Below are 23,399 nucleotides of genomic sequence, written 5' to 3'. Positions count from 1 at the left end.
TGCCACTGGTCCGCTCCGTTCCATGCTTCGCTCCGACGCCGTCACCAAGGGGATTCAGCGGTCTCCCAACCGCGCCATGTTGCGGGCCGTGGGCTTTGGAGACAGCGATTTCGGCAAGCCCATCCTGGGCATCGCCAATGGCTACAGCACCATCACCCCCTGCAATGTGGGGCTGAACGACCTGGCCAAACGAGCTGAGGAAGCGGCCCGGCAGGCCGGAGGCATGCCACAGATGTTCGGAACCATCACCGTGAGTGATGGAATCTCCATGGGCACCGAAGGGATGAAGTACTCCCTGGTGAGCCGCGAAGTGATCGCTGACGCCATCGAAACAGCCTGCAATGGCCAGAGCATGGATGGGGTGCTAGCCGTTGGTGGCTGCGACAAGAACATGCCCGGCGCCATGCTCGCGATGGCGCGGATGAACATCCCTTCGGTGTTCGTCTACGGCGGCACGATCAAGCCGGGCAAGCTGGGCGGCTGTGATCTCACGGTGGTGAGCGCTTTTGAAGCGGTCGGCCAACTGACCAGCGGCAAGATCGACGAAGAGCAGCTCACCGCAGTTGAGAAAAATGCCTGCCCTGGGGCTGGCAGTTGCGGCGGCATGTTCACCGCCAACACCATGAGTGCCGCCATCGAAACGATGGGTCTCAGCCTCCCCTACAGCTCCACGATGGCTGCCGAGGACGAGGAAAAGGCCGACAGTGCCGCTCGCTCCGCCCAGGTGCTGGTGGAGGCCGTGAAAGCCAACATCCGCCCCCTGGATCTGCTCACCAAGGAAGCCTTTGAGAACGCCATCAGCGTGATCATGGCGGTGGGTGGCTCCACCAATGCGGTGCTGCACCTGCTGGCCATTGCCCGCACCGCCGGCGTTGACCTGAGCATCGATGACTTCGAACGGATTCGTCAGCGGGTGCCGGTGATCTGTGATCTCAAGCCCAGTGGCCGCTACGTAACCGTTGATCTGCACAACGCCGGCGGCATTCCCCAGGTGATGAAGCTGCTGCTGGATGCAGGCTTGCTGCACGGCGACTGCCGAACGGTGGAGGGCAATAGCCTGAAGGAGTTGCTGGCCGATGTGCCCTCGGAGCCGCCCTCCGGGCAGGACGTGATCCGCTCCCTGAGCAATCCGCTTTACGCCAAAGGACACCTCGCCATCCTCAAGGGCAACCTCGCCAGCGAGGGAAGCGTGGCCAAGATCAGCGGTGTGAAGACACCTGTTCTCACCGGCCCGGCGCGGGTGTTTGAAAGCGAGGAAGACTGCCTTGCCGCCATCCTCGACAAAAAGATCCAGGCCGGGGATGTGGTGGTGGTCCGCAACGAGGGTCCCGTCGGTGGACCGGGCATGCGGGAGATGCTGGCTCCCACCTCAGCGATCGTTGGTCAGGGCCTTGGGGACAAGGTCGCCCTGATCACCGATGGCCGCTTCAGCGGCGGCACCTATGGCCTGGTGGTGGGACACGTGGCTCCTGAAGCCGCCGTTGGCGGAACGATCGGGCTGGTTCAAGAAGGCGACAGCATCACGGTTGATGCTGATCAGCTGCTGCTCCAACTCAACGTGGATGACACGGAACTGGATCGCCGCCGGGCGGGATGGAGCAAGCCGGAACCCCGTTACCGCAACGGAATTCTCGGCAAGTACGCGCGGCTCGTCTCCAGCTCAAGCCGGGGTGCGACCACCGACCACGCCGATTGAATTCGGCGCGATCAAAGAGCCGGTTGCACCAGAGCCCGTAGGCGCCGACCCAATGCTTCAAGCGGGGCGGCATCCTGCGGTGCCGCACAGCGCTGCCCCGATGCGCCATCCATCCAGACCGGATGGCGCCCGTGCCAGAGCATCGGACGTTCCGGTTGGTCCCACCAGCTCAGCATCAGATTGATCTCATCGCCACTCCGATAGATCTCCAGTTCAAGATCCTGATCAGAGCAACGCTGGCCGTCGCCATCACGGCATTCAATCCGCACGTGCAGATCGTCGATTTGTTCTGGAGCCGAAGGATCAATCAGAACAACAGCATGGCTCCAGGGCTTGAGGCAAACGTCAGCAGCCTTGGCAATCAACACCAGAAGGTCCATGGACTCAGGGCAAGGCGCGGATTGAACGGATGAGCACCCGGATGGAGCCAGCGCGAAACCCCGGATTGAGATCCCCAGCATCACCGAATTTCGAGTGCAACACCTGAATGCGGGTGATGCCACTGGGATCGAAGCGCAGCGGTAAGCCAACGGGCTTGGCACGCACCGTGGGTCTGAGGTCGGCGAATGGCACCACAACAGGGGTCAAACCGGACGGTTTGGTCGCAACATCCACCACCCAGCGGAGACCACCGGGAATCAGTTCCGTGAGTCCCATGGCTCCATCCCGGCAACCAAGGGCAATCTTCAGGGTGCGTCCCTCACCCTCAACATCCAGCTGAAGTGCTGAATAAGGGGACAGATCGAGCGGGGGCTGCAGGCGAGGGGAGCGGCAGCTCACGAAACCACCGCCGGTCTCCACCAGCTCCCCGTCCAGCACGAGTCCGTCGGGGGTCACGCGGCAACCGGCACGGGATCGGCCGCCCATGATCGTGTCGTTCAGGCTGGCCCAGTCAGCAAAGTCGCTGCCCTGGAAAAGGATCTGTTCAGAGGCCGGCGGCTGCATCCTGATCAGCAAGGATCAGCACATCACTAGCAGGTTGAACCAGCCGAGCGGGAGTGCGATCGGAGGATTCGGAGGGATCGACCAGTCGCCGGAGGGCCTCCTGTTTACCGGCACCACTGACGAGGAAGATCACCTGACGGGCGGCACTAAGCACAGGAGCCGTCATGGTGATGCGATCTAACCCCTTGCCGCGCCCGATGGTCGTCCAGCGATCCAGCACCGCTGGAGCCTCGGTGCCGGGGAACAGGGATGCGGTGTGGCCGTCATCCCCCAGGCCCAGCAGCATCACATCGAACACCGGTGGTGCTCCTGAGCACAGCTGAGAAAGCTGGTCAGCAAAAGCCCGGGCACTGGCCTCAGGGCTCTCCAGTTCCACGGTGGGCACGGGATGAAAAGCGGCTGAAGCTCCAGGCCCGGGTGCGAGAAGGGTGCGGCGCAGCATACCGGCGTTGCTGGACGTATCGTCGGCAGCCACCCAGCGCTCGTCACCCAGAACGACGTCCACCCGGTCCCAGGGCAACCGTTCCTGACCGAGCAGGGAGTAGGCACTGGCGGGGGTGCTCCCACCGGAGAGAGCGATCTGGCAGCGGTCCCGTTGATCCAAGGCCAGATCAATTTGGGCGGCAACAGTTTCACAGGCCTGACGGGCGAGGTCCTGAGGATCCTTCGCCCGCTCGATGCGGTAGTTGGTCATCGCTCAACCACTCAGCTGAGCCATTCGGTGTGGAACGTGCCCTCCTTATCGACCCTTTGGTAGGTGTGGGAGCCGAAGCAATCGCGCATCGCCTGAACAAGGTTCTGAGGAAGGCGACCGGAGCGGTAGCTGTTGATGTAGTCGAGGGTGCTGCTGAAGCAGGGAACGGGAATACCGGCCTCGGCGGCACCGGCCACCACTTGAGCCAGTCCGGGAAGCCGTCGGTTGATCTGTTCAGCGAACCAGGGATCAACCATCAGGTTGGGCAGCTGGGGATCCGCGTGGAAAGCATCCTGAATGCGCTTCAGCAGACGGGCCCGAATGATGCAGCCACCCTTCCAGATCTGAGCGATCGACGGCATGTGGAGTTCATAGTCGAGGTCCTGGGAGGCGATTCGCAGAAGCTCCATGCCCTGGGCATAACTGGCGATGCAGCTCAGCACCGTGGCATCCATCAGCGGAGCCATGGCATCGTCAGGCGTTCCCAGGTCAAAGTCCTTGATGGTTGGTCCTTTGAGGATCGATTCGGCCGCCACGCGTTGGGGCTTCATCGAGCTCATCACCCTTGCATTGAGAGAGGCATAGATGGTGGGAACAGAAGCACCCATCTGCAACGCCGTCACCACGGTCCAGAGGCCCGTGCCCTTCTGGCCAGCCTGATCGGTGATTTTTTCCACCAGATCAGTGCCATCGACGGGATCCTTGGTGCGGAGACACACCTCGGTGATTTCCACCAGATACGACGACAACTCTTCTGTGGCATTCCATTGACCGAGAACGTCGGCCATCTGCACACCGGTCATTCCTTTGACCCGCTTCATCAGGTCGTAGCCCTCGGCAAGGATCTGCTCAATGCCGTATTCGATCCCGTTGTGGACGGTCTTAACCAGGTGTCCTGACCCGCCGGGACCGATGTAGGTCACGCAAGGTCCGTCTTCGACCTGAGCCGCCATCTTGTTCACAAGGCCCTCGATGGCTTCATAGGAGGTCTTGGTTCCTCCGGGCATCATGCTCGGCCCCTCCAGGGCACCTTTGGCGCCACCGGACACACCCATACCGATGAAACCGAAGCTCTTGCTCTCGAGTTGCTTCACCCGACGTTCGGTGTCGTGGTAGTCGGAGTTGCCTCCATCAATCAGCAGATCGCCTTCTTCGAGATAGGGGGAGAGCTGATCAACAACAGCATCGACGGCAGGCCCCGCCTTCACCATCATCAAAATCCGGCGGGGGCGCTCCAACTTGCCAACGAAATCTTCGAGGTCAGTGGCGCCCTGAATGTTCTTGTCCTTGCCACGCCCCTGGAGGAAGTCTTCGGTTTTGGCGTAGGTGCGGTTGTAGACAACGCTGGAGAAACCGTTGCGTTCCGCATTCAGGACGAGGTTCTCGCCCATCACGCCAAGACCGATGAGGCCGAAGTGAGACTTGGACATGGCCTGAAGGACCACTGAGGACTGATCTCAGTGTGTTGATCTCGGCTGGACTCGACCGCAAATCAACCAATAAATGTCAGGAATGAGCCATCGGCAGAAAGACGTCGGCTCAGTCCTGAAAACGGTTGCTGCCCTCAGATCACCGTTCCATCAGCGATGGTGGCGTTTTTCTGAACCACCACAATGCCGTTGCGGATGTAGAAGCCCTGATCGGAACGGTCGGCTTCTTCCACGTTGTCCTTGTTGATGATCGAAACACCCGAACCAATGCGGGTGTTCTTGTCGAGGATGGCGCGTTTCACCGTGGTGCCCTTGCCGACGCCAAGAGGAATGCCTCCGCGCTCTTTCAAGACAGCGCGTTCGTCTGGAGATTCGAAGAAGTCGGCCCCCATCACCAGCGTGTCCTGAAGCACGCAGTCACTTTCAATGCGACTGCGCACCCCGAGAACACAGTGGTGGATGCTGCAGGACTTCAGGATCGAGCCTTCGCCAACAATCGAGTTGGTGATCTGGGCATCAACCAGCTTGCTGGGGGGCAGATAGCGAGGACGGGTGTAGATGGGGAATTTCTCGTCGTAGAAGCTGAAGGGGGGCGTGGGTTGTTGGGTCAGCGCGAGGTTGGCTTCATAGAATGCACCGATGGTGCCGATGTCTTCCCAGTAGTCGTCGAACACATAACTCTGAAGCTTGTCGCCCCGCGCGAGAGCCTCGGGAATGATCTCCTTGCCGAAATCCTTGTGCCCGGGATGTTTGTCGAGCAGATCAAAGAGGGTCTGACGGCTGAAGACGTAAATGCCCATCGAGGCCAGATAGGGCCTTTCCTTGGCTGAATCGGCACTGAGGCCGAAGCGAGAGGTGTCGACAGCCATCTCCAGCAGCGAATCACCCTTGGGCTTCTCGCGGAACTCCTTGATCGAGCCGTTTTCATCGGTCCGCATCAGACCGAAAGCCTCTGCCTGCTTGGGATCAACGGGAAGGGCAGCAACGGTGAGATCAGCACCTGAGCGGCGGTGGTGCTCGATGAAGAGGCTGTAATCCATCCGGTAGAGCTCGTCGCCGGAAAGGATCAGGTATTCATCAACGTCCCATTCCTGGAACAACCACTGGTATTTGCGCACTGCGTCTGCAGTGCCTTCAAACCAAGTGGGACTGTCAGGGGTTTGCTGAGCTGCAAGCACCTCAACAAAACCGCCACCGAAGGAATTGCTGAGGTTGTATGTCTGACTGAGGTGACGGTTCAGTGACGCACTGTTGAACTGCGTCATCACGTACATCTTGTTGATGTCGGAGTTGATGCAGTTGCTAATCGGGATATCAATCAGTCGATATTTGCCTGCCAGAGGGACGGCCGGCTTGGCGCGCATTTTTGTAAGCGGATACAGGCGCGTGCCTGCACCGCCGCCCAGAATGATGGCCAAGACCCGCTTCATGCCGCTGTCCCAAATCGGCGTTGCCGCAAGAACTTACCGGAGTTTTTGGCTTCGAAACCGTCTTTCGGAAGAATCAGTCGAGATTACTGGGATTCAGATCGCGACTGAATCGCTCAAGAGCTCAAGAAGCTTCCAAATCGAACAGTCGTTCGACAATGCGGAGGGCCTGTTGGCGATCCTGACGGGTCTGGGGAGCCCGCAGCTGGGTCACCGGCGTGTGGAGGATTTTGTTGATAATTCCTTTGCTCAAGGCTTCGACAACCTTGCGTTCCCGGGCTGAGAAATCAGGGCCCATTCGGCTGAGGGCTTTCTGGAGTTCCTCCGAACGGATCGACTCCATCGAAGAGCGCAGCTGGTTGATGGTCGGCACAGCCTCAAGGCTGTCCCACCACTCGAGGAACTGCTGCGCTTCTTGCTGAAGCAACTGCTCAGCCTCGCGGGCCATGGCCTGACGGGCTTCCTGGTTACGGGCAACGACCTCTTGTAGGTCGTCCACATCGTGGGATTCAACGCCGTCCACATCGGCAGCATCCGCAGCGATGTTGCGCGGCACACCGATATCAATCAAGCGCAGCTTGCTGCGCCGGTTCAGAGGAGCCAGACGTGCGGCATCAATGATCGGATCATCGGCGGCGGTGCTGGTGAACATCAGCGAGCAGGTGCTCAGGTACTGATCCAGATCCGTAAGCGGCCTGCACTGAACAGGAAGATCAGGGAAATCAGCCGACAGCTGCTCGGCCCGTTCAACGGTGCGGTTGAGCAGAACAACACCCGAGGCACCTTTGGCCTGAAGGTGCTGGAGCAACAGACGGCTCATGCGCCCTGCACCAACAACGGCGATCTGCTCGCTTTCAAGGGTGACCAGTTGATCCAGACCTCGGGATTGACCGAGCTTGAGCTGGGCGAGCTCAACGGCAGCTGAGCTGATCGAAACAGCCCCCGTTCCGAGGTTGGTTTCACTGCGCACCCGTTTGCCGGTGGAAACGGCCTGGGTGAGCAAGCGATTCAGGATCGGACCCAGGGATTTGTGCTCCTGGCCGAGCCGCATCATTTTTTTCACCTGGGAGAGGATTTGACCTTCCCCCAGCACAAGGCTGTCGAGACCTGCTGCCACCCGCATCAGGTGGTCGACAGCGTCTTCGTGGTGGTAACTGAACAGGTGGGGCGTCAGCTCCCCTGTCTCAAGACCGGAGTGGCTGCTGAGGAAGTCGCTGACAGCAGACACGCCGAGGTCCGGATTGCGGACCAGGGTGTAGATCTCAAGGCGGTTGCAGGTGCTGAGGATCGATGCCTCGAGCACCTGCTCATTGCCGCGCAGGTATTGAAGAGACGTCTCCATGGTCTGCTCAGGGATGCTGAGCCGTTCCCGGATCTCCACCGGTGCCGTTCGATGACTGAGGCCGACGACGGAGATATGCATGAAGACGTTCCTCTCAACCAGGTGATGACGATCAGCTCAGAGCAATGCTCTGGGCGCCGTCTTTGATGTGCACGGTGTTGGTGAAGCGGCAGGTGTTGTCCAGGTTGCTGATCACCAGGCTGCTTGTGCGGGTGCAGTCCTTTTCGAACTTAACGCCATCAAAGAGCAGACCATCCGTGATGCCGCTGCCAGCGAAACAAACATGCTCGCCGCAGGCCAGTTCCTCAGCTTCATAGACCTTGTCGGGATCGGCGATGCCCATCTCAGCGAGACGCGCCAGGTTGCCCTCTTTGGTCATGTCAGCCCACTCGGAGGTCTGAGCAATCGCAGGGTCGTACACCAGTTGGCCCTGGAAGTGACCACCAAGAGCGCGCATGGCAGCGGCGGAGATCACACCTTCAGGGGCAGCACCGATGCCCATCAGGCAGTGGGTTCCGGTACCAGCGAAACCGCAGGCGATGGCGGCCTGAACGTCTCCATCGGAGATGGGCTGGATGCGGGCGCCGGTGGCACGGATCTCAGCGATCAGGTCCTTGTGACGGGCGCGGTCCATCACCACGATGTTCAGCTCGTCGACGGGGAGACCCAGGCACTCGCTGAGGATCTTGATGTTTTCAGTGGCTGATTTGCGGATGTCCACCTTGCCCTTGGCTGCCGGAGGAGCAGCCAGCTTCTTCATGTAGAAGTCGGGGGCGTTGAACAGACCGCCACGGTCGGAAGCGGCAAGAACAGCCATGGAGCCGCGCTGGTTGAAGGCGCAGAGGTTGGTGCCTTCGCAAGGGTCGACAGCAAAGTCAACGCCGGGGCCGGTGCCGGTGCCGACTTCTTCTCCGATGTAAAGCATCGGGGCTTCATCACGTTCACCCTCGCCGATCACGATGCGGCCCTGCATCTGGATCTGATTCATGCGCTTGCGCATGGCATCAACGGCCAATGCATCGGCTTCATCCTTCAGGCCTTTGCCGGAGAGCGAGGCGGAAGCGATGGCGGCCTGCTCGACGATCTCGAGAATTTCCTGAATGAGGGTCTGATCCACGGGACTCCGGATGAGGTGGGACGGGTTGGCGAGATCTCCTGGACGGGCAGTTGGCCGTCGCCGCAGTGGATCTCGACGTCTGAGCGCGGCTCACTGTATCAGTGGTTGCAGGAGTCCCTAAAATCTCCCGGCACTTCGCGCTCCTCATCCATGAGCACCAAGCCCCTGGTGATCTCGCCGTCAATCCTGTCGGCTGACTTCGCACGCCTCGGCGAAGAAGTGAAAGCCGTGGACGAAGCCGGTGCGGATTGGATCCATGTGGATGTGATGGACGGCCGCTTTGTTCCGAACATCACCATTGGACCGCTGATTGTTGAGGCGCTACGGCCGGTAACCCAGAAGCCCCTGGACGTTCACCTGATGATCGTTGAGCCGGAGAAGTACGTCCCCGACTTCGCCAAAGCCGGTGCCGACATCATTTCCGTGCAGGTTGAAGCCTGCCCTCATCTGCACCGCAACCTGGCTCAGATCAAGGACCTGGGCAAAAAAGCAGGTGCAGTCCTTAACCCATCAACACCGATCGACACCCTCGAGTACTGCCTTGAGCTCTGCGATCTGGTGCTGATCATGAGCGTGAACCCCGGTTTCGGGGGCCAGAGCTTCATCGAGAACCAGGTTCAGAAAATTCGCGACCTGCGCCGCATGTGCGACGAGAAGGGTCTCGATCCCTGGATCGAAGTGGATGGCGGCATCAAAGCCGGCAATGCCTGGAAGGTGATCGAAGCAGGTGCTAACGCGATTGTGTCCGGCTCCGGTGTGTTCAACCAGCCCGATTACGCCGAAGCGATCAAGGGCATCCGCAACAGCAGCAGCAAGGAAGCCGTCCTTGCCTGATCAGCAGACCGTCAACTGAACGCCACAAGCCCGGCAACCGATGCCGGGCTTTTTTTATGAGCACTTCAAGAAAGAACCCAGCGCTCGAACAGTTTCAACATCTCCAAAGATTTGATGGCCACAGTGATGCGAACAGGCCTCCGATAATCAACGGATGAATGATGAAGTCAAATTGGTTGCCGCCTTCCTGGCGCTGAATGCTGGTGTGATCGCATTAGCTTTTGCCGGATATCTCAAAGGGAGCATGAATATCGGTGCGGTCCTTCAACACTTGGCTCAATAGTTCCGTTGACTTTGCGCATCGCGCAGGCCCAGGCTCTCTTCCCTGCCGCTGAGTTGAAATACGGATGATCAAAACATCTCCTCTGGAGGAGACAGGGAGAGTCGAAGTCGGAGATGTCCAATGCGTGACGACGGTCCAACTGAGCAAGATCTAGAAGCTGCCTGACTGGTGTGACAAGCCATACAGCCAGATGCTTCGTTCAGCTTCAAAGAACGCCAACAAGGTTTAGGCCATCCCTTCGCAGGGGTGGCCTTCCTTTTTGCCCGTTGGCTTGATGCATGTCCTGAGAAGCCAACAACAACTTGGAAGGGCATCACGCCAATCAGTGACGTGGATCACAAAACAAGACTGAAGATCATGGAATTATTCAGTCACGCGATGGACCACAGGTCACGGCGCGAGATTCACGCATATCCGGGGGAACAGCATGAGCAGACGAGGCATCCATCCACTGCTTCGGGGTCTTGATCGGCCTCAGCGGGTTGCACCTTCAAGACGCGCTGTCTTGCTGTCTGGCCTGGAATCGGCGCAGCGGAAGCGTTATCTGCGCTCTGAAGCAGAGGAGAGCGAAACCTCCCATCAAACGACCCGGCATCGCTCGTCTCAGTAAGAGGAAGCCCCCGAGGGCTTTGATTTATTCCTTCCTACTGGGCCTTAATTTTTTCGTGGCGAAAACTTTCACTATCAGTCATACATCGACAGGATGCTGTCCATAGTGAAAGATCCCTAAGATGGGGTATCTGGACAGGGAGATAAATCCCTCATCTGAGGGTGAAAGTTGTGGCTTGAGAGCATGCCTCGTTGTTCACTGGAGTTCAGAAAAACCAGCCGTAGCTGTGCAAACCAATGCCCAACAGATTGACGCCGATGTAGCAAACAGCGATCACCACAAGACCAACAACGGCAACAAGAGCTGGGCGTCGGCCCTGCCAACCGCGGCTGAGGCGGGTGTGCAGATAAGCGGCATACACCAGCCAGCAAATCAAGGCCCAGGTTTCCTTGGGATCCCAGCTCCAGTAGCTGCCCCAGGCTTCATTGGCCCAAACTGCACCACTCACGATGCCCACTGTGAGCATCAGGAACCCAACCGTGATCGTGCGGTAACTGAGGCTGTCGAGTTGCTCATTGGTGCTCAGCTGAACCGATTGCAGCTGAACAGAACCACCATTCGCGATTGAGGCCGCCTGACGAAATCCACCACTGCCGATGGAACTGCTCCTGAGTTCAAGGGATTGGTCGCGATCGGTGACCAACACGGCCAGGGAGAGTAGGGATCCCACCAGCAGAGCGGCGTAACTCACCATGATCACGCTCACATGCATCACCAACCAACTGGAGCGCAGGGCAGGAACCAGAGGAGCCGCTGACTGCAATTGATCGGGCAGGGCAAAGCTGGCAAAGGCAATGCAACCAAGGCCCATGGGGGTGGCCGCAGCCGCCACGACGGGCGACGGCCAGGCCCGTTCAACAAGCAGCTGGGTGAGCGTGCAAGCCCAGGCAAGAAAGCACAGGGATTCGTAGAGGTTGCTGATCGGGAAGTGGCCGGATTGCCACCAACGCAAAATCAGCTGAGCCGTGAACAGAAGGTTGGCGACGGCCACCAGCAGCCGCACCAAGACAGCCCGGGACTGGCTGGACACCGCCCAGAAAGCCAGGGGCATGGCCAGCAGCAGCAACACGAAGCCGGCGAAACCAAGGCTGGTGACCAGCTCAAAGGGCGTGTTCAGCACACCATTTCCAGAAGACACGGCGATTCTGCCTCGGCCAATCAGCGACTGGCCTGTTTCAGCAACAGACCACCCGCCCCGAGGAACAACATCACAGGCAGCCAGGCCGCCAGAACCGGTGGAAGGGTTCCCTTCACCCCAAGAGAACTGAAGCTGAAACCAATCACGTAATAGACAGCGATGATGCCGAGGGTGAGCACAAATGAGAAGCTTCGGCTGCTTCGGTAACTGGGCTGAGCACCGAGGGTGGCTCCAAACAAGCCAAATACCAGACAGGCCATCGGTACCGTGAACTTCTCCTGGATTCGCACACGGATTTTGCGGGCTTCCTTGATGCTGCCGGCCTCTTCGTAGAGCCTCTGGGCCTGCAATGCTTCAGCAACAGTCATGTTGACCGCATCTTCTTCAATTCCTGCCAGGCGCTGAGGAGCTGAGTCAAGAGGGTACAGATAACGTTTGAAATCGGCCTTGGTAGAGCTTCCATTAGCCATCAAAGTGAGTATTTGTCCATCCAGGAAATACCAACCAGCCTGATGTTCATTCCAAATAGCCCTATCAGCTCTCAACATCTGAGTAATTCCAGCTCGAGAGAAGTCAAGAACCGTTACATCTTTCATTTCACCATCCTGAAATTTCCGTGAATAAAACAGTTGTAATAAGCCTCTATCTGCCGACTTTCCAGCTACTCCAGTACGCCTACCAAATCGAGGGTAAATAATGTCTTCTCCATTTTTATTAGCTATAGCTTGGCCCAAACCCCGCTTTAAGCTGACTTCTGCATAACGCTCACTGCGGGGCACGACCACATCGTTCAAGACGAAGCTGAACAGAGTCATCGCCATCGAGAGGGCGAGAGCGGCACTGATCATCCGCTTCGTGGTGATGCCGAGGCTGCGCAGGGCGGTGAGTTCGTTGTTTGCGGAAAGACGGGTGAACACAAACAGCGAAGCCATCAGCGTTCCAATCGGCACAGAGAAGGCCAACCAACGCGGAATGCTGAACAAGAGCACCTGAGCTGCAACTGTGATCGGCAGGTTCTTATCGACCATTTGCCGCACCAGTTCAAACATCACGCCACCCGTGAGCAGCAACAGGGTGAACAGGGCGATAAAGAACAGAAGCGGACCAAGAAGCTCCTTGAGCAACCAACGATCCAGAAGGTCCAGCCGCATCCAGGTGGCCCGTTTGAGACGATCCAGAATCACAGTTGGAATCCCTCCCCGAGGTAATAACGACGCACCTTTGGATCAGCTGCCACCTCCTCGGAACGTCCTGCGGCCAACACCGCACCATCGTTGAGGATGTAAGCCCGATCGGTGGTGGCCAGGGTTTCGCGCACGTTGTGATCGGTGATCAGAATCCCCATGCTCCGGGAGCGCAACACCTCGATCAGCTGCTGCAGATCCGCCACCGCAAGGGGGTCGACGCCGGCAAAGGGTTCATCCAAAAGCAGATACGTCGGTCCGTTGGCACCCGAGGCCAGTGCCCTGGCCACTTCGCAACGGCGACGTTCCCCCCCGGAGAGTTGGAAGCCAAGACGGTTGATGAACGCGCTGAGGTGAAAGTCCTCGATCAACTGCTGGCGCCGATCGCGACGCTGCTCGGAACTGAGATCGGTCTGTTCAAGGGCGATATCAAGATTTTCACGCACCGTGAGATTGCGAAACACACTGGCTTCCTGGGGCAGGTAACCCACACCAAGCCGTGCTCGCTCCGGCATGGGCAGATGGGTGACCCGCTCACCGTTCACAATCACCTCGCCCTGATCAGGGGAGAGCAAACCAATCACCAAGTTGAAGGTGGTGGTTTTTCCAGCTCCATTGGGACCGAGCAGGCCGACCACCTCGCCGGGGGCAAGCTTCAGATCCAAGCCCTTCACCAATTGACGGCCCCCAAGGGTGATCGAGACATTCGAGAGTTCCAGTGTCATGGAGTCACCGGGTTGGTCTCGGCCTGAACGTCAAGCACGGGTTCACTGGGTGTGAGCGACCACTGACTGAACACTTGCTGGCCGGGAACAGGGCTGGCAATCGCACGACCTTCGTCCAGCAAATAGGTGAAGCGATCAGCACGGAGCTGGTTGCCATCAGCCTGGATCACATCCACATCACCACTCAGCACAATCCGGTCTTCCTCCGTGAAGTACTGGGCCTGTCGGCTGGTGGCCACCAAACCACGACCGGCGTGCACCAAGCGAACATTGCCGCTGGCGGTGATCACACCGGTGCCGTTGTCGGCCGATTGAAGATCAGACTCAATCGTGATGACGCCTGCGTCAGCCGTTTGCTGAGCCTGGGCCGACAACAGGGGCAACAGAGTGGCCAGAAGGGGCAGAGCTAAAAGAAGCCTCCGAAAACGGAGCATTGCTTTCACTGCCACACCACCTGCCCAAGTTCATCGAGATTACCGGCGCTTCAGCGCATGAACTCCAGAACAGGGACAGTGCATGACTCGGGATCCCCATCCTGCTGAAGCGCCTCGAGCCGCTGTTGCGCAGCACGGCATAACAACGGGAGGTCAAGACCAAGATCTGGGGTTCCCGGACGCTTGAGACGACCCAGAGCTTCACCGAAAAGAATCGTGGCCCCCCGCCGGTTGCCCCGTTGCAGGTGCAACTGCGCTACTGCCACCTGCAGGATCCCCTGAAGGCTGCGCCGTTCCGGATCAGCTGTTTCATGCCAGAGCTCCTCAAACAGGTCATGAGCGGCGTACCACTCACCTGCATTGAAGAGCTCCACACCCTGCTGAAAGCGAGGGTCCGCCTGAGGCATTAGCGCTTGGACTTGGCCGGCTTCTTGCCGGGAAGTTTGCGCAGTCGGATCGACTCGGGCGTGACTTCGAGCATCTCATCGGGACCGATGTATTCCAGCGCGCGCTCTAGAGTCATTTGCACAGGTGCTTGCAGTGTGTCAAGTTCCTCAGCGCCCGCGGAACGCATGTTGGTGAGCTGCTTGGTCTTGCAGACGTTGATCTCGAGGTCCTGAGGCCGGTTGTATTCCCCGATGATCATTCCCTTGTAGACCTTGGTGCCCGGGCTGATGAAGAACTGGCCGCGATCCTCGGCATTCTTGAGGGCATAGAACGTTGCTGTTCCCTCTTCGAAGGCGATCAGCACACCGTTCCGGCGGGTGTCGAATTCACCCATCATCGGCCGGTATTCATAGAAGGAATGGCTCATGATTCCTTCGCCGCGGGTGGCCCGGATGAATTCACCGCGGAAACCGATCAGACCACGGGAGGGAACGATGAACTCCAGCTGGGTGCGGCCATCAGCGCTGGTTTCCATGTTCTGCATCTCGCCCTTGCGGGTGCCCAGTTTTTCGATGCAGCTGCCCACCGCTGGTTCAGGCACATCCATCACCAGGGTTTCCACCGGCTCGCAGGGGGTGCCATCGATGGTGCGGTAAATCACCTGCGGCTGGGACACCTGGAACTCATAGCCCTCACGGCGCATGGTCTCGATCAGGATGCCGAGGTGCAGCTCACCACGACCACTCACCGCAAAACGGTCCGGTGAATCGGTGTCTTCCACACGTAGGGCAACGTTGGTGAGCAACTCACGCTGCAGGCGGTCACGCACCTGACGGCTGGTGACGAACTTGCCTTCCTTGCCCGCAAAGGGTGAATCGTTGACGACGAAGGTCATCTGCAGGGTGGGCTCATCCACCTTGATCAGCGGCAGAGCGGTGGGCTCATCGGGGCAGGCGATGGTTTCGCCGATGTTGACGTCGTCAAAGCCAGCCACGGCCACCAGATCACCGGCAGACGCCTCTTCGATCTCGACGCGCTGCAGACCCTCGAAGCCCAGCAGCTTGCTGATGCGGCCCTTCTTGATGCTGCCGTCGTCCTTGATCAGCGCAGCGTTCTGACCCTGCTTGATTTTTCCGTTGTGAACGCGACCAATGATGATCCGGCCGAGGAAGTCGGAATAGTCAAGGGTGGTGATTTGCAGCTGGAGGGGCTTCTCCGGATCACCAACCGGGGGCGGAACGTGGCGCAGGATGGCATCGAACAGCGGACGCATGTTGTCGCTGTCGGTCTTCATGTCGGGCTTGGCGAAGCCTCCGAGACCGCTGCCGAACAGGTAGGGGAAATCGCACTGATCATCGTCAGCGCCGAGTTCGATGAAGAGGTCGAGCACCTTGTCTACGGCGGTCTCGGGATCCACCCGGGCCCGGTCGATCTTGTTGACGAACACGATCGGACGCAGGCCCTGCTCGAGGGCCTTCTTCAGCACAAAACGGGTCTGGGGCATCGGCCCCTCGTTGGCATCCACGATCAGCAGGCAACCGTCAACCATGCCCAGCACCCGCTCCACTTCTCCACCGAAATCGGCGTGACCAGGGGTGTCAACGATGTTGATCCGGGTGTCGTTGTAGGTAACAGCCGTGTTTTTCGACAGGATCGTGATGCCCCGCTCACGCTCCAGGTCGTTGGAGTCCATCACACAGGTGGGGACGGCCTCGTTGTCGCGGAAAATTCCTGACTGCGCCAACAGCGAATCGACCAGAGTCGTCTTGCCGTGGTCAACGTGGGCGATGATCGCGATGTTGCGGATCGCCTTGTTGTTGGCGCTCATGCGGGCTGACCGTAAGTATTTGTGAAGAACGCCAAAGGCGCAGTGCGACAGGTTATCTCAACGTGAGAATCGACTGGTGCGCTCCGGACCCTTGCTGCGCAGGCTGCCGCGGGTGACGCCCAGCTGGTGGTGGATCTGCTCCCGGGACCAGACCTCCTGGGTGGCCATCCGACCCGCCAGAGCCTCGGCGTAAAGGCTGACGCGCCGGTGCGTCGCAGCGGCATCCTCATCGAGAAGTTCGAGCCGGATCCTGCGCACGCCTGCCCTCAGCAGCGACGGAAGCGCTTCAACGCCCGATTGCGCCGTGCCATTGAAAAGAGTGTTCCGACAACCCAGATCAGCCCGCAGGGGATGTTCAACGCCACTGCGATCCCGCAGGGTGACGTGGTGCTTCTCACAGGGACGACCGCAATCGGTGTGGTCCTTGCCATCCGAGAGGAATGCACAGAACAGGCAATGCTCCATGTGGAACAACGGCATGTGCTGGTGCAGGGTGACCTCCAGCAGCACTGGATCAACGGCGGCGGCCAGATCCAGCAGTTGCTGAAGGTTGAGGTCGTAACTGGCCGTGAGCCGCTGCAGCGCCCAATGGTCGCGATACCAGTGGAAACTCAGGGGGTTGGCGGTGTTGAGGGAAAAGTCACCAATGCAGGGGGCCAGCGGCGTCAGCACCTCCAGCTGATCGGCATTTCGCACCAGGAAACCGTCAGGACGGGCCCGAATCAGTGGCTCAAGCGACCAGCGTTCATCCGGCCGTGTGATCCGTGCACCGGCCAGCCATACACCCTCCGGCCAGCAGCCTCGACCGATCGCCACCGCTTCCCGCAGCTCCCGAGGCTGCTCGAGATCCGCCACCACCGAGCGAATCGGCAGGTCCGTGCCGGAGAGATCCACCAAGGCCTGCAGCTGCTCCAGGCTTCGCACCAGCACCACCAAGCCTGGCTTGGTCTCGCTGAGGTGAGCGAAAGCTGGTGGGCACATCTGAGCCAGCAGCTTCGTTTGGTCTGCCGTTTTGGTGGCTGCAGGGACAGGCCCTGAGTCGGTGCTGCAGTCCCCTGTGGCCTCCAACTGCTCCAGCAGAGCCCTGCGCATTCGGTTCAGTTCCGCCACGGGCAGAAAAAAATCGCCCTCCAGTTCGATCTCCAAATGCTGAAGCAACCAACCGGTTCCCCCCAGGCGTCCCAATTGCTGCTCAAGCCGTTCCCGGTCCAAGGGGCGCTGCGAAGCACTCTGGAGCGGCATGGTGCTGCAGAGCTTCAGCTCAAATCCCTGGGGCTCCAGCACCTGCAACTCCAGCGGTGCATCCAGCCGACCGGACACCCGCAGCGCCAGATCCCTGGACCGAACCTCAACCGTGCGACGGGCGGCACGCTGCCAACGTGACTGCCAATCGGGATCACTGGTGAGCCAAACCGAGGCGCCAGGTCTCAAGCCAGAGCCATCCACACGATCGGGCCCCAGGCGCAGCTTCCAGCGTTCGTCGCCCATCCGCTCACACGCCATGATCCGGCCACCGATCTCCCGAGGCGGCTGCAGAGGATCGGACGACAGTTGTTCCAGCACAAGGCCCTGCCCGGGATGCAGCTGTTCCCGGCTGCGCAGATGCAACCAACCACCCCGCTCCACCCGTAGCAACTGCCCCAGCAGCGGGCCCCGCTTCTTGCTCCAGCGGCCATGCACCAAACGGCGATGGTTCACCCCTTCCAGCCAGCCGGTGGAAAGACCTCGGGAAAATGCCAGCTCAAGCTGGCGTTGCACCTGCGGCGCCGAAGCGGGGGTTTGATCCAGGCGCTGGCGATAGGCGTCGGTGACGGCAGCCACGTAGGCAGCGTCCTTCAGACGCCCCTCGATCTTGAGGCTGGCCACGCCGATGCGCTGCAACTCTGGCAGCAGCTCCCAAGCCGCCAGATCCTGGGGCGAGAGGAGATAGCGCTGGTCTTCAAGGGGGTGGGGTTGCCCATCCACCACCATTTCGTAGGGCAGGCGACAGGCCTGGGCACACTCACCTCGATTGGCACTGCGCTGCCCGAGGGATTCACTGGTCAGACATTGACCGGAATAGGCGACGCAAAGGGCGCCATGCACAAACACCTCTAACGGCATCGCAAGGTTCCGCTGAACCAGTTGTGTCTGCAGTCGCTCTAGATCACGCAGGGACAGCTCACGGGCCAGCACCACCCGCTGGCAACCAAGCGCCGCAGCCTGGGCAATCCCCGCGGCACTGGTGATCGACATCTGGGTTGAGCCATGCACACAGAGATTCGGCACCAGCCGCTGGGCCAGGCGACAGAGCCCCACGTCCTGGACAATCACCGCATCCACACCGGCTCGATCTGCAGCGATCAGCAACTGAGCCGCTGCCTCCAGTTCATCGCTGAACACCAACACGTTGAAGGTGAGGAATCCCTTCACCCCCCGCTGATGCAGCCACTGCATCACTTCAGGAAGGTCTTGCAGTCGGAAATTCTCAGCCCGCTGGCGGGCGTTGAAGGCATCAACGCCGAAATACACCGCATCGGCACCGGAGGCAGCGGCCGCCTTCATCGCAGCCCAGTCGCCGGCAGGTGACAGCAGTTCGGGAACGGTCAAGGGTCGCGCCTGGAGAACCGACTGGCCGGCTCGAACAAACGCAGCGCATCCGCATTGCCCTCGTAGCGCCAATGCCAGGGCTCGTACATCACACCCTGTTTGTTGCCCTCAGGGAAGGACAACACGAAGTGATATCTCGCCGCATGGTCCTGCAACCAGCGAAAGGCGGCGGTGTCTTGAAAGCTCTGGGAGAGGTTGGTCTCAGGGAAACGGCCATCGCCTAGATCGACGGCGTAACCCGTGCTGTGCTCGGAGTAGCCCGGTGGAGCTGACACCTGGGCTCGCTCTTCGGCGGTCTGGTTCCGTTCGGAGGCCACATCAAAGAAGATCGATTCCTGGAGGGCAAGGGAGCGGAATCCACTGAGCAAACGCAGATCGATCCCGTCAGCCAAGGCGGCACGCATCATCGTGTCGAGGGCCTCGGCGGCTTTCACATTCAGCTCGATCCCCGGTTCAAAGACGATGAGTTGATCAGCGTCAGCCTCTCCGTAAGGGAAGTGGCCCAGGAGTCGGCCATCGGCGTCAGGACGTTCACGAAAGCCTGAAATCTCAAGGCTCTGCGTGGGCTGGCGCCGTGACAGCAGCGTGGGAACCAGCATCACCACAGCCAGGCTTCCGGCACAGACGAGAACAAGCCCAAACAGCAATCCAGCTGCGCCAATTCCCTTGCGTTGACGCGGCTGCCGTGTTCGTCGAGCGACCGGAATGTCCTCCCGCTCGATGCGTCGCGCAGAGGAGGCCCGAACCAAGGCGCTGATGCGTGTTGTTTCGATCGTAAAGGCAGCAGCCAGCTCAACCCACAATGGTTGTTGTGACAGTGATAGCTTCACAAAACAATCCAGCGGAGACGGGCTGAGATGTTGCGAGTTGCGGTTATCGGCGGTGGCCCAAGTGGCTCCTGTGCTGCCGAAATTCTGGCCAAGGCGGGAATTGAAACCTGGCTGTTCGAGCGCAAACTCGACAACGCCAAACCCTGTGGTGGAGCCATTCCGCTTTGCATGGTCGAAGAGTTCGACCTGCCCGACGAAATCATCGACCGCAAGGTCCGCAACATGAAGATGATCTCCCCTTCCAACCGGGAGGTGGACATCAAGCTCGATCCACTCGGGTACGACGCAAACGCCTACATCGGCATGTGCCGTCGTGAGGTGTTCGATGCCTTCCTGCGCAACCGCGCCGCCGATCTGGGCACAACTCTGATCAACGGTCTGGTGCAGAAGATCGACACCGGTGCAGACCGTCAGGGCCCATACACCATTTATTACGCCGACTACAGCGGTGGTGGCCCCACCGGTGAGCAGAAGTCTCTAGCTGTGGATCTGATCATCGGTGCCGATGGCGCCAACTCCCGGGTGGCGAAAGCCATGGACGCCGGGGATTACAACGTGGCCATCGCCTTCCAGGAACGGATCAAGCTTCCTGCTGAGGAGATGACCTACTACGAAGATCTGGCTGAGATGTACGTCGGAACAGACGTCTCTCCCGACTTCTATGCCTGGGTGTTTCCCAAATACGACCACGTGGCCGTGGGAACAGGAACCATGCAGCAGAACCAGAGCCTGATCAAGGGTCTGCAAAGGGGCATTCGTGAGCGGGCCAACAAGCGCCTGTTCCAGGGCGAAGTGATCAAGGTGGAAGCCCACCCAATTCCTGAGCACCCCCGTCCGCGCCGGGTTGTGGGCCGCATGGCCTTGGTGGGCGATGCAGCGGGCTACGTCACCAAGAGCTCCGGGGAAGGCATTTATTTCGCTGCCAAGAGCGGCCGGATGTGTGCCGAAGCGATTGTGGAAATTTCCAACAACGGCGCCTCCATCCCCACCGAAAAGCAGATCAAGTCGACCTACCTCAAGCGCTGGGACCGCAAATACGGTGCCACCTATGCGGTGCTCGACATCCTGCAGCGGATCTTCTATCGCAACGACGCTGCCCGGGAAGCCTTCGTCGAGATGTGCGATGACAAGGACGTGCAGAAGCTGACGTTTGACAGCTACCTGTACAAACGGGTGGTGATGATGAACCCCTGGCAGCAGATCAAGCTCACCCTCCGCACCCTGGGCAGCCTGATACGTGGCGAGGCTCTGGCTCCATCCGTCTACACCCCTGTTCCTTCGGCCGTTGGCCGTTCCGACGGTGATTTCCTGGCGGAGGAAGCGGCCCAGCAGATCAAGGCTCAGGCTGGCGAATCCAAGGAGGGGAACTCCAAAGGTTCAGAGTCGAAGGAAAAGGCCGGCGTCTCCTGAGGGAGGCCGGCCCTCAACATCACTTCAACATCAATGATATTGCTGCTGGTCAGTTGCGTGACTCGATCGCCTTGCCAGCGGCATCCTTGATCCGCTCTATCCCCTGCTCAATGCTCTTGGCGGGGGATGTTTCTTTCTTGGTCGTCGACCAGACGTTGATGGCGTAAACGGCGGCAGCAGCCAAGATCAGCGCCGCAATCACGCTGCCCAGACCATTTCCTCCCTGGCGGATCACCACAGGCGGCTGGGTGGTGGTCGTCTGTTGATCAGACATTGCGGCTCAAGCGGCTGGCCCCTGCTTAGCCGCAGAGACCAGGGCTGCCTTCATTTGGATTGAATCGATTCAAATTCGGCCAAGACCGAAGCCTGATTGCGCAGGACCGCCAACAGGTTGAGGCGATTGAGCCTCAGCGCGGCATCGTCGACCATCACCATCACGCTGGTGTCACCATCAAAGAAGGCCTGGAGCGCCGGGGTTGCCGCGACGAGCGCATCGGCAAGGGCCTGATAAGACCGCCGCTGAGCCAATGGCTGCAGCTGCTCCAGAGCTGCGAACAGATCCTTCTCACTGGCGGACTCGAACCGTTCGGGCTCGACTACATCGCCGGCCACAAGCTGATCGCGTGCCAGATCACCTTTTTCGGCAAGATTCGCTGCCCGCTGCACCACCGCCTGGACGGCATCCAGCTGACCGCTGTCCCGAAGGTCACGCAACAGTTGAATCCGCTGCTTGACATCCAGGGGATCACTGAGCAGACGCTGGCTGGAGACGGCATCACCAGCCACAGCCTGCACCAGATCAGGTACAAAGCCGTCGTCTTCCAGTTGAGACACGATCCGCTGCCTCATCAGCTGACAGAGGTCGTTATGCAGTTGGCTGGCATCCACCGAAAAGGCCGGGAACAGAGCAGCCCACTCCTCCACGGCGTTGCTGAGGAAGGCCATGAGGTCTAGGCGCCAGGCCATGCCCCAGAGAATCTGCACAACACCATTGCCGGCCCGCCGCAGGGCATAGGGGTCGGAGGATCCGGTTGGTCGCTCTCCCTTGGCAAAGATGCTGAGCAGCAGCTCGAGCCGTTCCGCCAAGGCCACAACGGCTCCCGCGGGGGTTGCGGGCAGAGCATCACCGGCTCCCCGGGGCAGATAGTGCTCCACCACAGCGAGAGCAACATCGCGGGGTTCTCCCTCCTCCAGGAGGTATTTGCCCCCCATCAGGCCCTGAAGTTCAGGGAACTCACCCACCATCTGGCTGACCAGATCGTTCTTGCAGAAATGAGCGGCACGCTGGGCCGGATACACCACGCCCTGATCCAGACCGAGTTGCTTCAACAGAAGGCCCGTGAGCCGCTCGATTCGCTCGGAGCGGTCCAGAAGACTTCCCAGGCCTTCGGCGAAGGTGACACGATCGAGGGCTTCACGCCGGGATTCGCTGGACTGACGCCGGTCAACATCGAGGAAAAATTCGGCATCCGCCAGGCGAGCTCCAAGCACGCGTTCATTGCCGCGAACAATCAAGGACGACGCCGGGGCCAGGCCATTGCCCACCAAAAGGAACTGGGGCCGAAGCACAGCCTCAGCGGTGAGTCGGAGCGGGTCTGCTTCCAGACCAGGCACCTGCAGCGGCACATAACGCTGGTGGGCCTGCATCACCGTGCTGATCACCTCCGGAGGAAGCTGCAGGAACCGCTCAGCAATGGTTCCCTCGAGAATCCTGGGGTCTTCGACCAGGTCCACCAGTTCCTCAAACAGCGACTCCGGACAGTCGGGAGTTCCGTTGGCGGCCTGTGCCGACTGGTCCAGGCTGGTGCGAATTCGTTTGGCCCGCTCCGCACGATCGACAACAACGCCAGCGGCAGCAAGGGTCTCTCCAAACTGCTCCGCTGATGCGATGGAGAGTGGCTCGTCACCATGGAGACGGTGGGCACGGCTGAAACGATCGCTGCGGACCTCAGGGTCAGCGCCGCCCAGCACCACCGGGATCACCTCTGAACCCTTCAGCGCCAGCAGCCAGCGGATGGGGCGGCTAAAGCGCTGGGCTCCGGTGCCCCAGCGCATGAACCGCCGGCCCTGCAACGCATCAATCCATTGGGGGATCAGCCCCTGGAGCAGTTCAACGCAGGCTTGACCGGGGGTGAGCACGGTTGCGAAGACACAAGGCCCCTTGGGAGTGTCACGCTGCTCAAGTGCTGAGGGATCAACCCCGCAGCGCTTGGCGAAACCGATCGCCGCTGGCCCTGGGATGCCGTCCTTAAAAGCCTGAGCCACGGGAGGGCCTTTGCGGTCTTCCTCAAGATCGGGTTGGCGGTCCTCCAGATCAGCAACGGAGACCACCAGACGCCGGGGGGTGCCGAACACCGACACCGCTCCATGGCCAAGCCTTGCCTCGCGCAGATCACGGCTCACCCGTTGCTGCAGCTGGTCAAGCGCTTGCCTGACGAAATCGGCAGGAAGCTCCTCGGTGCCGATTTCCAGAAGAAAGGTTGCCGTCACGCCAAG

The 23,399-nt window shown here is 59.9% G+C and carries 21 protein-coding genes; 4 read left to right on the top strand and 17 right to left on the bottom strand.

The annotated features are described in order from the left end of the window. Positions 1-22: 22 nt before the first annotated feature. The gene (ilvD, locus tag DXY33_RS08865; RefSeq protein ID WP_115132569.1) at positions 23-1,696 is read left to right on the top strand and encodes a dihydroxy-acid dehydratase; all 1,674 of its coding nucleotides are present in this window, start codon (positions 23-25) and stop codon (positions 1,694-1,696) included. A gap of 11 nt (positions 1,697-1,707) precedes the next feature. Here ilvD and DXY33_RS08860 read toward each other — a convergent pair whose 3' ends face one another. The 7 genes from DXY33_RS08860 to glpX all read right to left on the bottom strand — a co-directional run bounded on the left by DXY33_RS08860 (position 1,708) and on the right by glpX (position 8,651). Then, positions 1,708-2,076 (bottom strand): hypothetical protein, encoded by a 369-nt coding sequence (locus DXY33_RS08860; RefSeq protein WP_115132568.1) that lies wholly within the window; start codon positions 2,074-2,076, stop codon positions 1,708-1,710. Positions 2,077-2,080: 4 nt separating this feature from the next. After that, a complete protein-coding gene (locus tag DXY33_RS08855; RefSeq protein WP_115008973.1) occupies positions 2,081-2,641 on the bottom strand; it encodes a CIA30 family protein in 561 nt (186 codons plus the stop codon). Further along, the gene (gene pgl, locus DXY33_RS08850; RefSeq protein WP_115132567.1) at positions 2,622-3,335 is read right to left on the bottom strand and encodes a 6-phosphogluconolactonase; all 714 of its coding nucleotides are present in this window, start codon (positions 3,333-3,335) and stop codon (positions 2,622-2,624) included. Before pgl ends, DXY33_RS08855 begins: the two co-directional genes overlap by 20 nt. Positions 3,336-3,346: 11 nt before the next feature. Continuing rightward, positions 3,347-4,765 carry an NADP-dependent phosphogluconate dehydrogenase gene (gene gndA / locus DXY33_RS08845; protein ID WP_115008972.1) on the bottom strand — a complete coding sequence of 473 codons (1,419 nt, stop codon included), beginning with the start codon at positions 4,763-4,765 and terminating at the stop codon, positions 3,347-3,349. A 134-nt stretch (positions 4,766-4,899) separates the two neighbouring features. Beyond that, complete coding sequence (locus tag DXY33_RS08840; protein WP_115132566.1) at positions 4,900-6,195, bottom strand: glucose-1-phosphate adenylyltransferase; 1,296 nt, start codon at positions 6,193-6,195, stop codon at positions 4,900-4,902. Positions 6,196-6,316: 121 nt separating this feature from the next. After that, positions 6,317-7,615: a glutamyl-tRNA reductase gene (locus tag DXY33_RS08835; protein ID WP_115132565.1), complete on the bottom strand. Its 1,299-nt coding sequence runs from the start codon at positions 7,613-7,615 to the stop codon at positions 6,317-6,319. Positions 7,616-7,646: 31 nt separating this feature from the next. Next, complete coding sequence (gene glpX / locus DXY33_RS08830) at positions 7,647-8,651, bottom strand: class II fructose-bisphosphatase (protein ID WP_006851350.1); 1,005 nt, start codon at positions 8,649-8,651, stop codon at positions 7,647-7,649. Between the two features lie 150 nt (positions 8,652-8,801). Between glpX and rpe the strand changes: the two genes are divergently transcribed. After that, positions 8,802-9,485 carry a ribulose-phosphate 3-epimerase gene (gene rpe, locus DXY33_RS08825; protein ID WP_115008971.1) on the top strand — a complete coding sequence of 228 codons (684 nt, stop codon included), beginning with the start codon at positions 8,802-8,804 and terminating at the stop codon, positions 9,483-9,485. Between the two features lie 154 nt (positions 9,486-9,639). Further along, positions 9,640-9,768, top strand: a complete 129-nt coding sequence (locus tag DXY33_RS12840) for a hypothetical protein (protein WP_256377195.1) — start codon at positions 9,640-9,642, stop codon at positions 9,766-9,768. An 815-nt stretch (positions 9,769-10,583) separates the two neighbouring features. Here the strand turns inward: DXY33_RS12840 and ccsB are convergent. From ccsB to DXY33_RS08780, 8 genes are read right to left on the bottom strand one after another with little or no spacing between them, the layout of a single operon-like run. Continuing rightward, complete coding sequence (gene ccsB, locus DXY33_RS08815) at positions 10,584-11,498, bottom strand: c-type cytochrome biogenesis protein CcsB (RefSeq protein ID WP_115132563.1); 915 nt, start codon at positions 11,496-11,498, stop codon at positions 10,584-10,586. Positions 11,499-11,536: 38 nt separating this feature from the next. Continuing rightward, positions 11,537-12,667, bottom strand: coding sequence for an LptF/LptG family permease (locus DXY33_RS08810; protein ID WP_170951004.1), 1,131 nt, complete (start codon positions 12,665-12,667; stop codon positions 11,537-11,539). Positions 12,668-12,696: 29 nt separating this feature from the next. Continuing rightward, a complete protein-coding gene (lptB, locus tag DXY33_RS08805) occupies positions 12,697-13,425 on the bottom strand; it encodes an LPS export ABC transporter ATP-binding protein (RefSeq protein WP_115132561.1) in 729 nt (242 codons plus the stop codon). Next, positions 13,422-13,859: an LptA/OstA family protein gene (locus DXY33_RS08800; RefSeq protein ID WP_115132560.1), complete on the bottom strand. Its 438-nt coding sequence runs from the start codon at positions 13,857-13,859 to the stop codon at positions 13,422-13,424. The genes lptB and DXY33_RS08800 overlap by 4 nt, the downstream gene beginning before the upstream one ends. A gap of 50 nt (positions 13,860-13,909) precedes the next feature. Then, a complete protein-coding gene (locus DXY33_RS08795) occupies positions 13,910-14,266 on the bottom strand; it encodes a DUF309 domain-containing protein (RefSeq protein ID WP_114989071.1) in 357 nt (118 codons plus the stop codon). Continuing rightward, complete coding sequence (gene typA, locus DXY33_RS08790) at positions 14,266-16,074, bottom strand: translational GTPase TypA (RefSeq protein ID WP_114989070.1); 1,809 nt, start codon at positions 16,072-16,074, stop codon at positions 14,266-14,268. The genes DXY33_RS08795 and typA overlap by 1 nt, the downstream gene beginning before the upstream one ends. Positions 16,075-16,131: 57 nt before the next feature. After that, positions 16,132-18,663, bottom strand: coding sequence for a U32 family peptidase (locus tag DXY33_RS08785; protein WP_115132559.1), 2,532 nt, complete (start codon positions 18,661-18,663; stop codon positions 16,132-16,134). Continuing rightward, positions 18,660-19,412 carry a M15 family metallopeptidase gene (locus tag DXY33_RS08780; RefSeq protein WP_115132814.1) on the bottom strand — a complete coding sequence of 251 codons (753 nt, stop codon included), beginning with the start codon at positions 19,410-19,412 and terminating at the stop codon, positions 18,660-18,662. The genes DXY33_RS08785 and DXY33_RS08780 overlap by 4 nt, the downstream gene beginning before the upstream one ends. 108 nt (positions 19,413-19,520) lie before the next feature. Between DXY33_RS08780 and chlP the strand changes: the two genes are divergently transcribed. Then, complete coding sequence (chlP, locus tag DXY33_RS08775) at positions 19,521-20,903, top strand: geranylgeranyl reductase (RefSeq protein ID WP_115132558.1); 1,383 nt, start codon at positions 19,521-19,523, stop codon at positions 20,901-20,903. Between the two features lie 49 nt (positions 20,904-20,952). Here the strand turns inward: chlP and DXY33_RS08770 are convergent, their stop codons facing one another. Continuing rightward, positions 20,953-21,177, bottom strand: coding sequence for a hypothetical protein (locus DXY33_RS08770; RefSeq protein WP_244275970.1), 225 nt, complete (start codon positions 21,175-21,177; stop codon positions 20,953-20,955). Between the two features lie 50 nt (positions 21,178-21,227). Next, positions 21,228-23,393 carry a glycine--tRNA ligase subunit beta gene (gene glyS, locus DXY33_RS08765; RefSeq protein WP_115132557.1) on the bottom strand — a complete coding sequence of 722 codons (2,166 nt, stop codon included), beginning with the start codon at positions 23,391-23,393 and terminating at the stop codon, positions 21,228-21,230. Positions 23,394-23,399: the final 6 nt, after the last annotated feature.

The organism is Synechococcus sp. N26, assembly GCF_900473975.1.
Taxonomy (GTDB): domain Bacteria; phylum Cyanobacteriota; class Cyanobacteriia; order PCC-6307; family Cyanobiaceae; genus Parasynechococcus.
The sequence above is the reverse complement of the archived record's forward strand: the minus strand, read 5'-3'. Positions and strand labels throughout refer to the sequence as shown.

Bases quoted from the DNA above. Each gene is read 5' to 3' on its own strand.
- DXY33_RS08840 (WP_115132566.1), bottom strand. From the start codon at position 6,195: ATGAAGCGGGTCTTGGCCATCATTCTGGGCGGCGGTGCAGGCACGCGC.
- DXY33_RS08800 (WP_115132560.1), bottom strand. From the start codon at position 13,859: ATGCTCCGTTTTCGGAGGCTTCTTTTAGCTCTGCCCCTTCTGGCCACT.
- DXY33_RS08770 (WP_244275970.1), bottom strand. From the start codon at position 21,177: ATGTCTGATCAACAGACGACCACCACCCAGCCGCCTGTGGTGATCCGC.
- DXY33_RS08855 (WP_115008973.1), bottom strand. From the start codon at position 2,641: ATGCAGCCGCCGGCCTCTGAACAGATCCTTTTCCAGGGCAGCGACTTT.
- DXY33_RS08810 (WP_170951004.1), bottom strand. From the start codon at position 12,667: ATGCGGCTGGACCTTCTGGATCGTTGGTTGCTCAAGGAGCTTCTTGGT.
- DXY33_RS08795 (WP_114989071.1), bottom strand. From the start codon at position 14,266: ATGCCTCAGGCGGACCCTCGCTTTCAGCAGGGTGTGGAGCTCTTCAAT.
- DXY33_RS08860 (WP_115132568.1), bottom strand. From the start codon at position 2,076: ATGGACCTTCTGGTGTTGATTGCCAAGGCTGCTGACGTTTGCCTCAAG.
- typA (WP_114989070.1), bottom strand. From the start codon at position 16,074: ATGAGCGCCAACAACAAGGCGATCCGCAACATCGCGATCATCGCCCAC.
- lptB (WP_115132561.1), bottom strand. From the start codon at position 13,425: ATGACACTGGAACTCTCGAATGTCTCGATCACCCTTGGGGGCCGTCAA.
- DXY33_RS12840 (WP_256377195.1), top strand. From the start codon at position 9,640: ATGAATGATGAAGTCAAATTGGTTGCCGCCTTCCTGGCGCTGAATGCT.
- chlP (WP_115132558.1), top strand. From the start codon at position 19,521: ATGTTGCGAGTTGCGGTTATCGGCGGTGGCCCAAGTGGCTCCTGTGCT.
- rpe (WP_115008971.1), top strand. From the start codon at position 8,802: ATGAGCACCAAGCCCCTGGTGATCTCGCCGTCAATCCTGTCGGCTGAC.
- DXY33_RS08835 (WP_115132565.1), bottom strand. From the start codon at position 7,615: ATGCATATCTCCGTCGTCGGCCTCAGTCATCGAACGGCACCGGTGGAG.
- pgl (WP_115132567.1), bottom strand. From the start codon at position 3,335: ATGACCAACTACCGCATCGAGCGGGCGAAGGATCCTCAGGACCTCGCC.
- gndA (WP_115008972.1), bottom strand. From the start codon at position 4,765: ATGTCCAAGTCTCACTTCGGCCTCATCGGTCTTGGCGTGATGGGCGAG.
- ilvD (WP_115132569.1), top strand. From the start codon at position 23: ATGCTTCGCTCCGACGCCGTCACCAAGGGGATTCAGCGGTCTCCCAAC.